The 14,492-nt window shown below is 48.0% G+C and carries 15 protein-coding genes, 2 tRNA genes and 1 CRISPR repeat array; of the genes, 10 read left to right on the top strand and 7 right to left on the bottom strand.

Features of this window, described 5'->3' with window-relative positions; translation table 11 throughout:
• The first annotated feature begins 114 nt into the window (after positions 1 to 114).
• From QXJ75_05795 to QXJ75_05780, 4 genes are all read left to right on the top strand, one after another.
• Positions 115 to 618 carry a hypothetical protein gene (locus tag QXJ75_05795; protein MEM3737576.1) on the top strand — a complete coding sequence of 168 codons (504 nt, stop codon included), beginning with the start codon at positions 115 to 117 and terminating at the stop codon, positions 616 to 618.
• Between the two features lie 43 nt (positions 619 to 661).
• On the top strand, positions 662 to 904 hold the full coding sequence (locus QXJ75_05790; GenBank protein MEM3737575.1) for a hypothetical protein: 243 nt from the start codon (positions 662 to 664) through the stop codon (positions 902 to 904).
• A gap of 5 nt (positions 905 to 909) precedes the next feature.
• Positions 910 to 1,686 carry a DUF4332 domain-containing protein gene (locus tag QXJ75_05785; GenBank protein ID MEM3737574.1) on the top strand — a complete coding sequence of 259 codons (777 nt, stop codon included), beginning with the start codon at positions 910 to 912 and terminating at the stop codon, positions 1,684 to 1,686.
• A gap of 165 nt (positions 1,687 to 1,851) precedes the next feature.
• Positions 1,852 to 2,277 carry a secondary thiamine-phosphate synthase enzyme YjbQ gene (locus tag QXJ75_05780; GenBank protein MEM3737573.1) on the top strand — a complete coding sequence of 142 codons (426 nt, stop codon included), beginning with the start codon at positions 1,852 to 1,854 and terminating at the stop codon, positions 2,275 to 2,277.
• 14 nt (positions 2,278 to 2,291) lie between these two features.
• Here the strand turns inward: QXJ75_05780 and glyS are convergent, their stop codons facing one another.
• From glyS to QXJ75_05755, 5 genes are all read right to left on the bottom strand, one after another.
• On the bottom strand, positions 2,292 to 4,040 hold the full coding sequence (glyS, locus tag QXJ75_05775) for a glycine--tRNA ligase (GenBank protein MEM3737572.1): 1,749 nt from the start codon (positions 4,038 to 4,040) through the stop codon (positions 2,292 to 2,294).
• 256 nt (positions 4,041 to 4,296) lie between these two features.
• Entirely contained in the window at positions 4,297 to 5,349 is a 1,053-nt protein-coding gene (locus QXJ75_05770) for a DNA polymerase ligase N-terminal domain-containing protein (protein MEM3737571.1), read from the bottom strand.
• 137 nt (positions 5,350 to 5,486) lie between these two features.
• Positions 5,487 to 5,936, bottom strand: a complete 450-nt coding sequence (locus QXJ75_05765; protein MEM3737570.1) for a DUF6114 domain-containing protein — start codon at positions 5,934 to 5,936, stop codon at positions 5,487 to 5,489.
• A 114-nt stretch (positions 5,937 to 6,050) separates the two neighbouring features.
• Positions 6,051 to 6,244: direct repeats of the CRISPR family, unit length 37 nt; unit sequence CTTTCAATTCCCTTTGTTGGGATTTTCGCTATGCATC.
• Between the two features lie 134 nt (positions 6,245 to 6,378).
• Positions 6,379 to 6,474, bottom strand: a tRNA-Ala gene (locus QXJ75_05760).
• 81 nt (positions 6,475 to 6,555) lie between these two features.
• A tRNA-His gene (locus QXJ75_05755) sits at positions 6,556 to 6,649 on the bottom strand.
• A 180-nt stretch (positions 6,650 to 6,829) separates the two neighbouring features.
• On the opposite strand from QXJ75_05755, the gene QXJ75_05750 reads away from it, so the two are divergent.
• The 3 genes from QXJ75_05750 (at position 6,830) to QXJ75_05740 (ending at position 9,547) form a co-directional block, all read left to right on the top strand.
• Positions 6,830 to 7,051, top strand: a complete 222-nt coding sequence (locus QXJ75_05750; GenBank protein ID MEM3737569.1) for a hypothetical protein — start codon at positions 6,830 to 6,832, stop codon at positions 7,049 to 7,051.
• Between the two features lie 396 nt (positions 7,052 to 7,447).
• On the top strand, positions 7,448 to 8,581 hold the full coding sequence (locus QXJ75_05745; protein MEM3737568.1) for a CBS domain-containing protein: 1,134 nt from the start codon (positions 7,448 to 7,450) through the stop codon (positions 8,579 to 8,581).
• Between the two features lie 168 nt (positions 8,582 to 8,749).
• A complete protein-coding gene (locus QXJ75_05740) occupies positions 8,750 to 9,547 on the top strand; it encodes a sugar phosphate isomerase/epimerase family protein (GenBank protein ID MEM3737567.1) in 798 nt (265 codons plus the stop codon).
• A 6-nt stretch (positions 9,548 to 9,553) separates the two neighbouring features.
• Here QXJ75_05740 and QXJ75_05735 read toward each other — a convergent pair whose 3' ends face one another.
• Complete coding sequence (locus tag QXJ75_05735) at positions 9,554 to 12,052, bottom strand: sugar phosphate nucleotidyltransferase (protein MEM3737566.1); 2,499 nt, start codon at positions 12,050 to 12,052, stop codon at positions 9,554 to 9,556.
• A 90-nt stretch (positions 12,053 to 12,142) separates the two neighbouring features.
• On the bottom strand, positions 12,143 to 12,433 hold the full coding sequence (locus QXJ75_05730; protein ID MEM3737565.1) for a DUF2153 family protein: 291 nt from the start codon (positions 12,431 to 12,433) through the stop codon (positions 12,143 to 12,145).
• Positions 12,434 to 12,564: 131 nt separating this feature from the next.
• Here QXJ75_05730 and QXJ75_05725 point away from each other — a divergent pair, with 131 nt between their 5' ends.
• The 3 genes from QXJ75_05725 to QXJ75_05715 are packed head-to-tail and all read left to right on the top strand — an operon-like array spanning position 12,565 to position 14,490.
• Positions 12,565 to 13,464, top strand: a complete 900-nt coding sequence (locus QXJ75_05725; GenBank protein ID MEM3737564.1) for a hypothetical protein — start codon at positions 12,565 to 12,567, stop codon at positions 13,462 to 13,464.
• Between the two features lie 31 nt (positions 13,465 to 13,495).
• The gene (locus tag QXJ75_05720) at positions 13,496 to 13,882 is read left to right on the top strand and encodes a 30S processome protein Utp24 (protein ID MEM3737563.1); all 387 of its coding nucleotides are present in this window, start codon (positions 13,496 to 13,498) and stop codon (positions 13,880 to 13,882) included.
• Positions 13,882 to 14,490 (top strand): DNA-directed RNA polymerase, encoded by a 609-nt coding sequence (locus QXJ75_05715; protein ID MEM3737562.1) that lies wholly within the window; start codon positions 13,882 to 13,884, stop codon positions 14,488 to 14,490. Before QXJ75_05720 ends, QXJ75_05715 begins: the two co-directional genes overlap by 1 nt.
• Positions 14,491 to 14,492: the final 2 nt, after the last annotated feature.

Raw genomic sequence — 14,492 nt, 5'->3', positions numbered from 1 at the left:
AGAGAGCTCAAAAATTTCTTCTGGCAAACCTAGATATGTTACTGCAACACCACATTAGCAGTGACACAATGAATATATAACGTGCACGTGTCACCATTCAATAAGGTGTTTATGATGTCGGTAGCTCAGGAAGTAGCAAACGCACCCTTCGACGAGATGATAAGAGACCTGCTCCTTGCGATGGTATCCGCTCAGAACGAAGCTAACAAATCGTTCATCGCAGGAGTTGAGGAACTGTCAGGCACAGAAGTCGTGATAAGTTATAAGAAAACCACCGACTCCACTACCGAAAACAGGGAAATCAGTGGGAATGCACTAGCCTTCGGCATACTTCCCACACTATTACAGATCCAGAACGGCCTCATAGAGATCAAGATGGCTGTCACCATAACAAGGAATATAACCACAACTGTTGGTGTGAAGGCAAAAGCCAGATTCCTATTCTACTCGGCCTCGGTTGATGCAAAATATCAAAATACATACTCTTACAAGGCTGAGGCCTCAAGCCTCATAAGGATTACAGTTGCACCCGCACCCCCACCACAACCGTTGATGGAGGCCATAAAGAAGGTAGCAGAGTCGGCGCCACCAGTAGATAAACCAGCTGGGACTGGTTAATTCTCTCCCAATTTTTTGATCAACTATGATCCCGTTTGTAAGTTTGAGAGTCTTCCTGGAGGGTATCTTAGTAAACGCGAATACCGCCATGGATAATGTACTAGAGGGCTCCATAGGCAGCCCTATAACATTCGTAGCCCCCAGCATAGAGCTGAAGCTATCATGCTCCTTAGCCTATAAGGATGGCTCGATACACATAGCCCCATCTAATGCTTTTTTATCGAACTACTACAGGCTGGGGGAAGAGGCGGCGTTTAATGTGCGCTTTGTGCTCAAACCAAAGTGAGTTCAATGGAAAGAGAGATAGAAAAACTTAGGAAAGAATTAGCGACACTTAAGGCTGAGAATGCCGACTTAAAGAAAGCCATCGCTGATATGCAGAGGGGCTTCGCGGTAAAGATTGAACCTAACTCTCTCATAAAATCAATACAGCGGGATCTAATCAACGTTGACGAGTTCGCAACGAAGCAGGAGCGTCCCACAACTTATGTAGTCTCGGACTTTAATCTCCAACTCAAGGCTGTTGTATCGAAGGATGGTGAAAGGGTAGCGTTAATATTGCCATCGCGACCTGGCGAGATCGACCCAAACCTGATGAGTACAGTGAACCTAGCTCTAAAGCCAGTTCCTGTAACGCCTCCCACAGTTAGGAAGCCTCACCCTGCTGAGAGTGTAGAGGTCATAGAGGGAATAGGGCCTGAGATAGCTAAAAAACTGAGATCTATAGCTGTTAATACGGTGAGCGATCTAGCCCTGTCCTCAGTTGATTCTCTGAAGCGTGCCAGCATCTCTGAGAAGGTGGCTAGAGAGCTGATAGGAATGGCCAAACTTATGGTTAAGAGTGAACTTGCAGGTCTCAGCGGTGTGGATGAGGAGGCGGCAGAACTTCTTGTGCGTGGAGCTAGGATAGACTCGAAGGAAAAGCTTGCAGAAGCAAATCCTGAGGAACTATACGCGAAGCTGAAAGAGACTGTAGATAAACGTGCTGTCAGGCTGCCAAAAGGGTACACGTTCACGGTGGATGACGTGAAGAGGTGGGTAGAGTCTGCAAAGGCTAAAGTTCTATGAGAGGCATGCCATTTATGGCTGCAGAGAGTTTGAACTCCCTGCCCACGTTAGGGGGCAGGTACTCTAGATCAGGTCACCCAAACCTTGAAGAGGAGGATTTCTCGTCTTTCCCTTCTCCACTTTAACGTTTTCATCGAGTTTATATTAGCAGATTGTATGTGGTAGTTGGGTGAAGGGGCCCTGAAAAGCCTCGTAGAGAAGTTCACTCTCTCGACGGCCAAGAGGGTGGAGCTCATTGATATAACCGATATGGTTGAGGGGGTAATTCGCAACTCTGGTGTGAAAAATGGTTTATGTCTGATAGCCGCTCTTCACTCTACGGCTGCAATCATTATCAACGAACATGAGGAAGGTCTCCTCGACGATATAATTCATAAGATCCTAGAGACTTTTCCTGAGGTAGCGCACTACCGCCACGACTTGGTAGACGATAATGCTTATGCTCATCTGGCATCGGTCTTCTTAGGGCCTTCGAAGAGCCTCCTCATAAAAGGGGGGAGGCCTCTCAGAGGCGTATGGCAGAACATATTTCTCTTGGAGTTGGATGGTCCACGGAGGAGAGAGATCGCGGTTGGGGTATTCGGCGATTAGATGGTTGAGTGTACTCAGCTCACGAGACTACCTAAATCGTCGAACCCGAGCTCGCCCCTCAGATATCTTGAGATACGGGCTGGTAAGTCCTCTATGGCAGCTCTGACTTGGCTCCATGTATCTCTATTCCTAAGTGTCACCGTGCCGTCTTCCATAGTCCTATAGTCTACCGTGACAGCTATGGGTACACCAACCTCGTCAGCCCTTGCATACCTCCGCCCTATAGAGCCTGCAACCTCGTAAATTACGTCGAAGCCTGTCTTCTTCAGCTCTCTGTAGAGCTCCTCAGCCTTCTCAGGCAGCCCGTCCTTTGAGGCTAAAGGAAATACAGCCACATTGAAGGGGGCTACAGTTCTCGGCAGTCTGAGGACTACCCGGCCCTCCCTCTCTGTATAGGCGTTCTCGAGGACGGCGTAGAAGATCCTGTCAGAGCCGAAGGACGGTTCGGCTACGTGAGGGATAAATCGTTTGCCTGTTTCTTCAATTTCAACTTCCTGCAATTGCAAGTGGCTTGGAAGTATCCGGTAGTCTTTCCCATCACCCTTCAGGTCAAAGTACCCCTTCTCTTGGAAGGCTGCCTGAATCTGGGCCGGGGGTGTAAGTTCTAGGAGCCTAGTTATGTATGTCGCCTCTTCTCCAAATGATTTACTTAAGGCCTCCGCGCATGCAATCACGCTCAGCCGTTTAACTCTGCGCGGAGATTCATAGGGTACAAACGCTCTAAGATCTTCACCGCTCCTAACCATATGCATCTTCAAGTCATAATCTGTCCGCCACGCGTGGCCTGAGACCTCAACGAGACCCCACCTAGAGAGCTCAACAACTTGGTCGTAGGTCTGGGCTGAGTAGTGTGCTCTCTCACCGGCGAGCTTCTCCTTGAAGGCTTGACTCTCATTGGGTATGCCGAGTTCAGCGAGGAAACGCTTCGCCAGAACCATGAAGTAGGCGTTCCAGGGAGACCTAATATAACCTCTCTCAAGTGCCTCTTTTACGGTGAGTTCCTCAGGCTGGTTAGCGCCCCTCTTAACGAGCGCTTCATGTAGGAGGCGGAGCCTCTCTGCCTCGACAGCTTTAATTCTTTCGCAGGGCGCTTCAGCGTCGAAGAAGAACTCGAACTCCATTATTGTGAGTTCCCTAAGCCGGATCGGGCCTTGGCGGGGGGATATTTCATTCCTGAGGCACCGGCCAACTTGAGCCACGCCAAAGGGAATCTTGTTCTTCGCCAGCTCGTAGAGGCGTTTGAAGTTGACGAATATGCCTTGAGCTGTCTCCGGTCTTCCATAACCGACGCTCTCGCTGTAAGGGCCTATCGTGGTTTTGAATAGTTCATTGAAGGGTTGGGGTTCTTCCAGCTCTCCACCACACTCAGGGCAGTGCACCTGCTTCTCTTTGAGTAGAGTACCGAGCTCTATGAGGCTGAGTCCCTCTCCACAGATATGTGCCTGCTCCTCGAGAAGTTGGTCAGCTCGCCACTTCCGCCCACACCTCAAGCAACGGGAGACGGGATCGGTGAAGTGAGTCGTGTGACCTGATGCCTCGAAGACTACGGCTGGGGTCACCACCGGCGTGTCTATTAGGAGTAAGCCTTCGCCCTTGACGAAGGTCTCTATCCACTTCTCCTCGATCTTCCTCTTCATAAGGGTGCCTAGGGGCCCGTAGTCTATGAAGCCCCCAACGCCCCCATAAAGTTCGTAGGAGGGCCAGAAGAAGCCTCTTCTCTTAGCTAGATCTGTAACCTTATCGAACTTGTCAGCCTTGGACAAAGCCGACCGCCTCCACCTATGCCCTTCTAATGCCCTATACCGCCTAAAAGGGTTCTCCTTTTATTAGGGCTAAAAATGATTTTCTTTAAGCGGCATTTTTGCTCTCTGCTACATGTGTCACCTTCTTCCTTGCAGATAGGGTTCACATAGATGAATAAGCTGAATGTGTGTGCAAATATGGTTTAAAGAGAGGGCTTTCTGTGGGAGGGCGTTAGAGTCTTTCGTAACTCATGTCTTAAGCGGAGGAGTGTCTCTGTTAGGGTGTAGTGGAAGAAGCTCGAGACTTCACGCTACGGGTAAATTCACTCTTTTTGAAGAAGAGCCAGCTCTTTGCTGCACCCTTGAAGCCAGCCTTTATGAGGCAGTATACCCCCCTTAGCCTCACCCCGTTAAGTTCTAAGACTATTTTGTCTGCGCCAAGTTCTAGAGGCTGGTAGTCGCCTTTATCCCAGATCTCAACCTTTCCCGCACCGTAGTAGCCCTCAGGTATCTCGCCTTCAAAATCTGCGTAGTCGAGAGGATGGTCCTCCGTCTCAATCGCCAGCCGCTTTATGCCAACTTGGGTAGGGGGCTCCTTCGGTATCGCCCAACTCTTCAATACACCGCCTACCTCAAGGCGAAGGTCGTAGTGTAGATGGGTTGCCGCATGCTTGTGGATGACGTAGATTGGATCCTTAACCCCTATAGTTTTGCAGTGGTTCTTTACTGGGCACACATCACATCTACCCTTTCTGCAGTATTGTAGGTTTACCCTCACAAGCTTGGGCTCGTAGGTTTCCACATATTTCTCGCTGATGCCTAGCCTTTCAGCTACATCTAGAGCGATGTTGGAAACTTTCGGTCTAGCCTTAGCCCATCTCCCCCTAAGTTCTCTGAGGAAGATGTTGAGTGCAACAGGCCCTAATCCCCTGATTTCTCTGAGCCTCTTCTCCAAATCATCTGAGTCTCTGGCCTGCTCATGCAAAGTTTCCAAGCTTCCACCGTAACCTTTCTTCAGGAAATTAGCCGCCTCTATGAGGTTTGTAGCCGTTGAGAAGTCATACCTCACGTAGCCTCCTGAATCCAAGACCCTAACCAGCCTATCCCATCCGGCATCCAACAACTTTTGAGGAGTTGTCAGATTATTCTCCATGAATTTTTGGAACGTCCTCTTAGCGATCTCGCTGGAGATTCGTTTGGCGAAGAGAACCGAGGCTAGAAACCATTTAAACCTGTCCTCAGGCTTAGCCAGATCTAGGCCGAACTCCTCAGGGTAGGAAGTCACCTTGGAGAGGGCTTCTAAGGCTGGGTTGCCAAGATCTTTAGGCATCAGCCCCCACACCTTTGTTTCACGTACTCTTTAACAATACGCACCGGTCAGCTAAAAATCTCGCCGGGAGATGGGCGCGGTGAGAGAACTTTGAAATTTAGGTTTATTTTTTTTAACTTTCCACCATGAACTATGGTTTAGGTCTGGGTAGCCGCAGTTGTAGGTGTGGTTGCCACTTTCGGCTTCCACACTAAGGCGAGTATCCCGCCTACGATTCCCAGTATAGCGCCTACTAGGAAGCCTCCACCTGTGGCGATACTAATTACCGAGAGCACCAGAATTATTACTCCCCATGCCGTCCTGTGTGAAGGGTTTCTGTATAATATGGCGGCCCCAATTAATATTATGGCGCCGAAGATTATTCCAGTGGCACCAAGCACATATAGGACTGTTGAGGCGGCCGTAAGCCCTGTGGTTGGCGGAAACTCCACCGTGTATCTTGGCATGTATTGGAACATCAGCTCGGCCATATTGAGTCTGGCGAGGAATGAGCCTATGATCCAAAGGGCTACCCCATCTATCAATATGAAGAGCCCAGCTATGAAGGAGAGTACAAACGCTGCGGTCGGTCTTTCATTTTGACTCATATAAGTCGCCTTGTGTCGTAGGATACATTTTTCACAATATAATGTTATCGTAACTCGTAAAAGTCTTGGAGACCCCGCACGATGTTAGCATAGGTAAACCGCCACTAAATATTACTTTCAATTCCCTTTGTTGGGATTTTCGCTATGCATCGTATAACCGTTAAAAAAGGGGTAAACCACTGGCATGTTTGCTTTCAATTCCCTTTGTTGGGATTTTCGCTATGCATCCTCAACGTGTCTCACCCAGGCCGAGTATGGCCATATCAAACACTTTCAATTCCCTTTGTTGGGATTTTCGCTATGCATCCCGACCTCAGACGCGGTTTATCCAGCAAAGATAACCCCAAGATGAGGGCAGCCGCGAAAGAGACACCGATTACCCTATAACCGCAAACCAACATATAAAGATAATCGAAAAACCAAAAAACTACATGCAGTTTAGTGGACCGGCCGGGATTTGAACCCGGGACCTTCGGATCTCTCGGCTAAGAGCCACGCTTGCAAGTCCGACGCGCATACCAGGCTGCGCCACCGGCCCACACCAGAAATAACATTTTAACTTAAACCTTTAAATGTAATATTCACGTGCACCTCTAAGGCGGAAGTTGGTCGATTTGAGGGCCGCCGCCGGGATTTGAACCCGGCCTCCAGGCTCCACAGGCTTACACCCTCTGTATGGAGGTCTGTACGCTGCCAGGCTACGTTACGGCGGCCACACCTGAATACTCGCAAGTTTAGCCGTAAAGGCATACATTGAAGTTTAGTAGATAAAGCTTCCGAGTAGACGTTGAGGTCCTCTAAAATTTTGAGGCTAAGCTTTAAATTGGCTTCCATGAAGAATTAAAAAGAGAACGCCATTATCGGCGGAGAAAATTTAGAAGGAGCTGATACCTTTGGTTGGTAAAGTCAAAAAAACTGGGAAAAAAGTTACGAAACCCGCAAAGAAAACCGCAGCCCGCCCAACAGGTATAGTAAAAACATTAAAAACCGATGTTGAAGATCTCAAATCTAAGGTTGTAAGTTTAGAAGAGAAGATCAAAGCGATCGAGTCCAAAATCAGCCAAACAGCAACTCCCACGACGAGTAGCGCGGAGGAGAAGCCAGCCGGAGCATAACTTCACTTCAAATAGAAACCACCTCAAAGTAAAAACAGGTTCTCCCATCCAATACGTTTAGAATAAGGGTGACATTGAGAAGAACATCAATTAGTGTCGATGCTACTCCACCGCTCAAACCGAGTATTGAACTTACAGGTTATAAGGGCTCAATGAAAGTTTCTTCTGAGGCAACTTCAGCCTGCCACACGTGAGATGGACTTCCATGGCTAGCCAATTTAAGGTTTAAGTATAAGAGTTAAGTGTATGCCGCGAAAAATACTAAGGCTACCGCGATGAGAAGAATGTTAATTTTGCATTGTGAAGATGTTAAGCATAGAGTTAATAGGTTCGTTCACATCGAATATTAGGCTCTTCATTTGAGATCACGCTATACATGAGCGCGAGGTCAATCTCTTGGAAAGTCTGAAGCTCTCAGAGGTTCGCAGTTTTCAAAGCGAACCAGCTATTCTACCTCCTACGGCAACTATATCTAAGATGCTAGGCGTCCTCCGAGACCTCGGCGTCTACGAGGTATTCGTCCCACTCGGCGGTAAGTTAGGGATGGTTACAGCCCGAGACCTCCTCTCCGCCTCTAACCTAGAGGCTAAGATTAGGACACTGGCGAAATATGTGCCGAAGCTCTCGCCCAGAAGTAGCGTCGCTGAGGCGGCTCGTATAATGATGAATTACAGAATCCGCGCCCTTCCAATAGTTGAAGATGGCGAGGTAACCGGCGAAGTTAACTCTCTGTCCATACTCAACGCTCTGAAGAATCTACCCTCGACGACAATTAAGGTGCGCCACATCATGACAGCAAACCCGATCACCGTCGATGAGGGAGACCCCGTATCAAAGGCTAGGAACATCATGGTCAAGCAGAGAATCGACCACCTCCCAACATTAGGTGGGCGCAAGCTAGTGGGCATCATCACCTCAAACCATATAGCTGTAAGTATGCTCCCGCCTGAAGGTGTTGAGAGGGGTGTAAGAGGCTTGGAGGGGCAGAAGAAGTTGAACTTTCCAGTTAGAGATTTGATGGACCGGAAACTTCTGGTCTGCGAACTGGAGGACGACATCCTCACGGTCTTAAGGGATATGCTGGACAAAAAAGGAACATATACATTGGCAACAATGTGGAGGGAAGAGCTCCAAGGAATTATCACGCACAGAGATTACATGAAACTGCTAGTTGAACCTGAGACAGAGGATATACCGATATACATCGTAGGGCTGCCAGACGACCCCTTCGAGGCTGAAGTGGCTAAAGCTAAGTTCAGAAGGGCAGTGAGCCTACTAAAGAGACACTTCCCAGATATCGAGGAGGCTAGAGCAACTATCAAAGACTCAGCCCCAGTGGAGGGCAAGAGGCGTAGAAGGTATGAGGTGGACATGGCTATCAAGACGACGAAAGAATTGCACACATACTCAGAGACTGGATGGGACTTACCTCAAATCTTCGACATACTCACTAACCGAATGAAGAGACTTATGGCACAGAAGCCTACACCTACAAGGTCTTTCCCTCAAAGTGAGGAGTCTACCATCTAAGCCTGCGGTGAGAGTGCCGTGCACCGCACATTTAACACTGAAGGTTGGCTAGTTCACTCTACTAAAGTGCCAAGTAGACTAACGATACCTAACTGGTATTACCAGAAAGTAAACTTGCAAATGTTATCTAGTCTTAACTCGGTCAGACCCTAATTATGGTCGAGTACTATGAAGATCTGCATGGCTTCATCTCCCTTTCTTGACATCCTTGACGAGATAAGATTCGCCGCATTTCACAAATTTGACGGAATAGAGATCTCTATAGAACATCCAAACTCCACACCCGAACACCTAAACAAAAGAATAGAGGACATCTTAGGTCTCCTATCCAGCTACCCCTTAGTAAGACTAGCCCATACACCAATCTTCATCAATATCTGCGACGCCTACGACACTGTAAGGGAAGCTAGCCTTAAAGAGCTCCTCAAAGCCCTGGAAGTCGCGTATTTACTGGAAATCAAGTTCTTAACGGTTCATCCAGGATACCTCAGACCCAATATAACCAAAGAGACCGCCATCCGCAATCTGATCTCGTCACTAGAGGCACTCTTATCTAAAGCAGATAATCTCGGCATAACTTTGGGGCTTGAGAACCTCCCCCCACCCCCTCTAGGCTATTTCACTGAACCTGGAGACTTTAAGTCTCTCTTTCAGCAGTTTAATACAGATAGGTTGAAACTTGTTTTTGACTTTGCGCACGCCAATATTGGGGGGTCGACCTCGCCTTTCATCTTTATCGAACAGCTATTTGATAAGCTGGGGCACATCCATCTGAGCGACAATTTTGGGGATAGGGATAGTCATCTCCCTTTGGGTGCAGGTAAGGTTAAGTACGAGGAGTTGATCGCTAGGTTGAGAGGTAAAGGCTACGATGGAACCTTAACATTGGAGGTCTTCTCAGATGATAGAGAGCATCTACTTCTCAGCAAGAGAAAAGTTGAAGCCCTAACTAGCTCCCAGATTTAACTCCACCTAAGGTGTAGACGCCAATTCACTAATCTTAGCCTTATATTTGGAGACCAAAGCCTCCGCGGTATCCTTATTTTTTGCCTCCGCACATAACACTATAACAGGCTTCTCTGAACTCGGAATCATGGCAACCCACCCATCAGAATGAAAAATCTTCACCCCATCAGTGGTATCGATACGGCTGCCTTCAGCACCCTCTATCAGAGCCTTCATGACCTTCCCTTTATGCTGCCAAGGGCAAGCAGCCTCCACCTCAACTTTCGTGAAGGTAGGTATATCTTTCATCATATTCGAGAGAGACTGCATCCTCTTAGCCATAGCTTCCAACAGTTTAACCAAGGCGGCAATCCCGTCATAGCCTCCGTGGAAGTTAGGGAATACGAAGCCTCCATGTCCATCACCCCCAAGAACAACTCCAGCGGTTTGGGCAGCCTTGAGAATGTGGTAAGCTCCAAACTTTGATCTCACTACGCTTCCACCGTAAAGTATCGAGATAGCTTCTATGGCTTGAGAAGCCGTCACTGGCACCGCTACCCTTCCACCTCCACACTCCTTTAAGAGCACTTTGGCCATTAAAGCCAGAGCTGTGTCACCAGACAAAGCTCGCCCGCTTTCATCAAAGATCACTATCCTTTCTGCGTCTGTGTCGAAAATTACGCCTATCTCTGCGTGGAATTCTCTAATCTTTTCTGAGATCTCAGCGAAAGTCTCCTTCGATTCATCGTGGGTATTAGGCTTAACAGATCCGTCGAACTTAGTATTCAATGGTATAATTTCGCAGCCTAGATTACTAAGTAAACGCGGAATAAGGATTGAGCCTGCCCCATTCGAGCAATCAACCACCACGCGCAGCCTAGCCCTCGAGATAATCTCAGAATCCACGAAGTGTTCTAGGGATTTTAAGTAATCTTCCTCGAAGCCAGCGGGATGGACGAGTGTGCCAATTTCATCATATGCAGCCCGCTGGACATCCTCCTTTGAGAGAATATCCTGTATCTTTTTCTCACAGTTCCTATCGAGGTTAATGCCTGATGAATCGAAGATCTGGATATTAACTGATATAGGGTCTAATCGCGTAACCTTGGTGAAGACCCCACCAGCCAAACCATGCTTTCTAACGTAGAGGCGCACAACTGGTGTAGGTGATACGCGAAGGTTATGCACATCCACCCCAGTGGAGCATAGGCCGGCTGTCAAGGCGCTCTCGACCATCCTTGAACATCTACTTGTATCTCTGGCAACAGCCACCTGTCTTCCCTTTCCAAATAAGGTCCCAACAGCTGCTCCTAACTTCGCAGTGAATTCCGGCGTGTAATCTATGTTCACTCGCCCAGAGAGACCCCAAGGACCGAAGAGTTCTTTCGTCCATCTCTCGCCCCACCGCAAGTCTTCACTTAAGGTAGATCCTTCATCTATAACCTTGCGAGGCCAGATACGAATATTAGTGTTCACCACCGCGCCCTTTCCAACTGAACTATCATCTCCTATGATGGCTAAGTCATATATTGATGCATGTGAACCTATGGTACACCTCTCACCAACAATACAACCTATTAGCTCTGCACCAGGCTCTATTATTGCTCTATTCAAGACGATCGACCTCTTTATAGTAGCCCGCTCGTATACAGTCACACCATCTGCGATGACGCTGAGCCTTCCCACGAAAGATCTCTTTATTAAACAATCTCTACCTATGTATGCTGGCCTCTCAATAACTGCTCCCTCGCGGATCTCGGCGCCTTCTCCAATCCATAATCCCTCTTCAACCTCACGACCAGGTATCTTCAGCTTCACCCTACCCAACAACGCATCGTAGTTAGCTTGCATGTACTGTTGAATATCGCCTATATCGCACCAGTAACCTTCGAGTAGGCACCCAAGTATTGGCTCTTTATTCTTCAGGAGCATAGGGAAAAGGTCCTTGCTGAAATCGTAAACTTCACCTTTTCCCAGAGGCCTCAAAGCCTCAGGCTCAATTAAATATATCCCAGCATTTATGGTGTCGGTAAAAACCTCCCCCCAGCTAGGCTTCTCAAGGAAACGCTCCACCCACCCATCTGTATTAACCATCGTTATACCGTATTGGAGAGGGTTGGGCACTCTGGTTAGCCCTATGGTAACTAGGGCCCCCCTCTTTTTGTGGAGATGCATAATCTTTGACAAGTCGAAATCTGTCAAGAGGTCTCCGCTGATTACAAGGAATGTACCATCAAGTCTATCCTCGATTGCCTTGACTGAGCCAGCGGTCCCGAGTGGAGTTTCTTCCCTTGAGTAGGAGATCTCAACCCCAAACCTTGAACCGTCTTCAAAGTAATCTTGTATCATCTCAGCTCTGTAATGCAAAGTAGCCTCCAGCTCTTTCAAACCGTGCAACTTCAAGAGTTCTATTACATGTTCCATTACCGGCTTACCGACAACGCTTATCATAGGTTTAGGACGGGTGGAAGTTAAAGGCCTGAGGCGTGTACCCTCACCTCCTGCCATAATAACGGCCTTCAACATCAGCTCACCAGAATTGCCGGAAATTGAAGTGTGTGGACTTGGTATATTTGATTTGACTCGTCGTATTTTGAGGCGGATCAGCTGAGAAACTCAGATTATCCCTCTCTTATCGGGTCTCCTTTTAAGAGTTGCGTTTATGTCAAACTCTAGGAACTCCAACGTGAACTTTTTGAAGAAGTTGAAGAACTCACTAAGAGTTTTTTCGTCGAAGTCGTTGAGGAGTACAGGGTTGGTAAGCCAAGTCATCCAACCTCCAATCGAGTTATAAATGGCGCTAGCGCACTGAGCACAGGCTGCTGCGTATTGTAGACGATCCTTAGGGTCAAGTCGGCGTACTTCCTCCATCTTAGCCTTAACTGACTTTACCCATTCATCCTCCATGAAATCTCCTTTCCCCAGACACCCTTGAAATGTCTAGATGAAGAACCCAACTTGGAGTAAATTTAAGCTTTCGATTTTTATCACATTGAAGTTAATTTTCAAACCGCAACCTAAATATTAGCTGGTGTAGTATGCAAACAGTCACGAAGATGCAAGCATACCTTACCCAACCAGGCTATGAAATACGGGAACGTAGGGGACCCTTTATACGGTACTTCAATAAAACACCAAAAGGCATAATCTGCCCTCACTTCTGGCACATAGCATGGGCAAACGGTTGCCCATACCATTGTTCATATTGCTATCTTCAGGGGACCTTCCGCGGGAGAGTAAACCCAGTCGTATACATAAACTTCCATGACTTACTTGAAGAGGTGGATGGTTGGCTGTCAATGGAGCCCCCCCAGATGCTTAACACAGGTGAGCTTACCGACAGTTTAGCCATAACCGACAGGGTGATGGTGAAACTCATCCTACGATTCGCGAGGCAGAAGAAACATAAACTACTCCTCCTAACCAAGTCCGACAACGTTGGAAATCTTCTAGGCTTAGCACACAACAACCAAACTGTCGTCAGCTTCTCTATCAACGCCCCAGAGGTTGCTGAACAGTATGAGGCTGGAGCTCCATGCGTTGAGAGCCGTTTGGAAGCCTTAGCCCGCGTTGCTGAGGCTGGCTATGAGGTGAGAGTTAGGGTAGACCCTATGATACCCATTAAAGGATGGGCCGCCGCCTACAGGGAGCTGGCTAAAAGGCTAACGTGTCTTCCGATAAGCAGGGTAACCCTAGGGACTATCCGTTACTTTCCAATTGCAGCAGAATACGCAGCGAAGCTCGGTCGGAATCTGGAGGTTTTCGGTTTGGCTGAAGAGAGAACTGCTGACAGGCGTCTGCGCCTTAGAGAAAATCTCCGCATAGATATGTATCGGAACATCTTTAACTACTTCAGATGCCCCGTTGCCCTCTGCAAGGAAACAACTTCAGTCTTCACAGCCTTGAATCCTTCGGCTAAATGCAATTGCATCATGTAGTAGGTGAAGTAATATAGCTATTAAAGTCCTATTGGACTCGAACTTCTTATTTATACCCGTACAGTTTAATATTGACATATTCGATGAGATGGAACGTATCTTGGCTGCAAAGGTTGAACCTATATTACCCTTACCGGTACTTGAAGAGCTGAAGAGCTTGGCTGTAGGGGGCAGTCCTAAGGTTAGGCGGCAAGCGTCTTCAGCTCTGAAGCTAGCCCAGAGGTGCAAGAGCTTGGAGGTGTCGAAGCACCCGGGGGAGTCTGTTGATGACTTTATATTGAGGGTTGCGAGTGGTTCAGGGTTGGTTGTGGCGACCACCGATAGGGAGCTCAGGAAAAGGTTAAGAAATATTAGTATACCAGTGATCTACCTCAGGGATAGATCCCACCTTGCCGTGGAGGGAGGCGGGCTGATTTAATGTTCACATTGGTAAAATGTCAGGATAGCATTAGAATTCCGCCGGAGAAGTTCGCGCAGAACCTAAAAGAAGCTGCTCTGTCTGAGCTCATCAAGAGATATGAAGGGATTATCAGTAAGGAGTTGGGCTATGTGATCGCCGTTGTCTCTGTGGATATTGAACCCATCGGGAGAATCCTCCCAGGGGATGGGGCGACTTATCATTCTGTGAACTTTGAACTGTTAACCTATAAGCCTGAGATCCAGGAGGTAGTCGAGGGGGAGGTGATAGAGATTGGAGACTATGGCGCATTCGTCCGAGTAGGGCCTGTTGAGTCGCTTCTCCACATCTCCCAGGTTATGGATGATTATCTGTCCTATGATGAGAAGCAGGGTTTACTGGTTGGGAAGGAAACTCGTAGAAAGTTATCAAAGGGGGACAAGGTGAGAGCCAGAATTACCGCCGTTAGTATGGCGAGGGGTGGCTCAAGCGGAAAAATTGGAATTACCACGAGGCAACCTTTCCTTGGAAAGCTTGAATGGATCAAGGAAGACCTTAAAGTGGCTGAGGCTAGAGTAGGTGCTCCGGCTGGGAAAGTGGTGGAGAAGCCTACTAGGAAGGCTGGGTGACC

This window comes from Candidatus Bathyarchaeia archaeon (genome assembly GCA_038883335.1).
Classification (GTDB): domain Archaea; phylum Thermoproteota; class Bathyarchaeia; order Hecatellales; family Hecatellaceae; genus JAVZMI01.
Note: the sequence above shows the minus strand (reverse complement) of the source record. Positions and strands in the feature narration are given on the sequence as shown.